This is a genomic window from Streptomyces sodiiphilus (assembly GCF_039529215.1).
Taxonomy (GTDB): domain Bacteria; phylum Actinomycetota; class Actinomycetes; order Streptomycetales; family Streptomycetaceae; genus Streptomyces; species Streptomyces sodiiphilus.
Window position 1 is genome coordinate 1 of the sequence record NZ_BAAAMJ010000060.1, and the last position, 1,394, is coordinate 1,394.

1 pseudogene is annotated in these 1,394 nt (G+C 67.5%); it reads right to left on the reverse strand.

Features of this window, described 5'->3' with window-relative positions:
• A pseudogene (locus ABD299_RS21485) lies at positions 1-1,394 on the reverse strand (dihydropteroate synthase); the annotation flags it as partial.

The following is a 1,394-nucleotide window of genomic DNA, read 5'->3' on the forward strand; positions in this document are numbered from 1 at the left end:
CATGTGGGGTTCGAGGTAGGCCACGGCCGCTTTCATGACTTCGGCGGACTGCAGGACGAACGGCAGCTGCATCTGCCCCGACCCGAACAGCTCCCCCACCGTCTTCATGCCGGCCAGCAAGGTGTTGTTGACGATGTCCAGCGCCGGCCGCTGTTCAAGTGCCGCGTCCAGGTCCGTCTCCAGGCCGTTGCGTTCGCCGTCGATGATCCGCCGCTCCAGACGCTCGGACAGCGGCAGTGCCGCCAGCTCCGCCGCCCGGGTGGCCTTGACCGCGGTGGCATCCACGCCCTCGAACAGTTCCAGCAGCCGCTGCAACGGGTCATAGCCTTCCGCACGCCGGTCATAGATCAGATCCAGCNATCGCCTCGATCGTGTGCACCCCGTCCCTGCGGGACTCCTCCTGCCCCGTACAGATCGTGAACGTCAGGCAGTCGATGATGATGTCCTCCTCGGCCACACCCCACCGCCCGGTCAGCGTCTCGATCAACCGCCGGGCCACCGCGACCTTCCGCTCCACCGAGCGTGCCTGGCCCTCCTCGTCGATGGTCAGCGCGATCAGCGCAGCCCCGTGCTCGACCGCCACCTGACAGATCCGCTCGAACCGCGACCCAGCACCATCGCCGTCCTCGAAGTTCACCGAGTTGATCACCGCACGGCCACCCAGCCGCTCCAGCCCCGCCTCGATCACCCCAGGCTCGGTCGAATCCAGCACCACCGGCAACGTCGACGCCGTCGCCAGCCGCCCCACCAACTCCGACATGTCCGCCACACCATCCCGGCCGACATAATCCACACACACATCCAGCAGATGCGCACCCTCCCGCGTCTGATCCCGCGCGATCTCCACGCAGTCCTCCCAACGCCCCTCCAGCATCGCCTCCCGGAACTTCCTCGACCCATTGGCGTTCGTCCGCTCCCCGATCGCCAGATACGCCGTGTCCTGCCGGAACGACACCGCCTGATACAACGACGACGCACCCGCCTCCGGCCGCACCACCCGCCGCCCCGGCACCCGACCCGACACCCGCTCCACCACCTGCCGCATATGCTCCGGCGTCGTCCCACAACACCCCCCCACCAACGACACCCCGAACTCCCCCACAAACCCCTCCAACGCATCCGCCAACTCCCCACCAGACAACGGATACCGCGCACCACCAGCCTCCAGCACCGGCAACCCCGCATTCGGCATCACCGACACCGGCACCCGCGCATGCGAAGCCAGAAACCGCAGATGCTCCCGCATCTCCGCCGGCCCCGTCGCACAATTCAACCCGATCACATCAACACCCAACGGCTCCAACGCCACCAACGCCGCACCAATCTCCGACCCCAACAGCATCGTCCCCGTCGTCTCCACCGTCACCTGCACCACCAACGGCAACCCCGCCCCC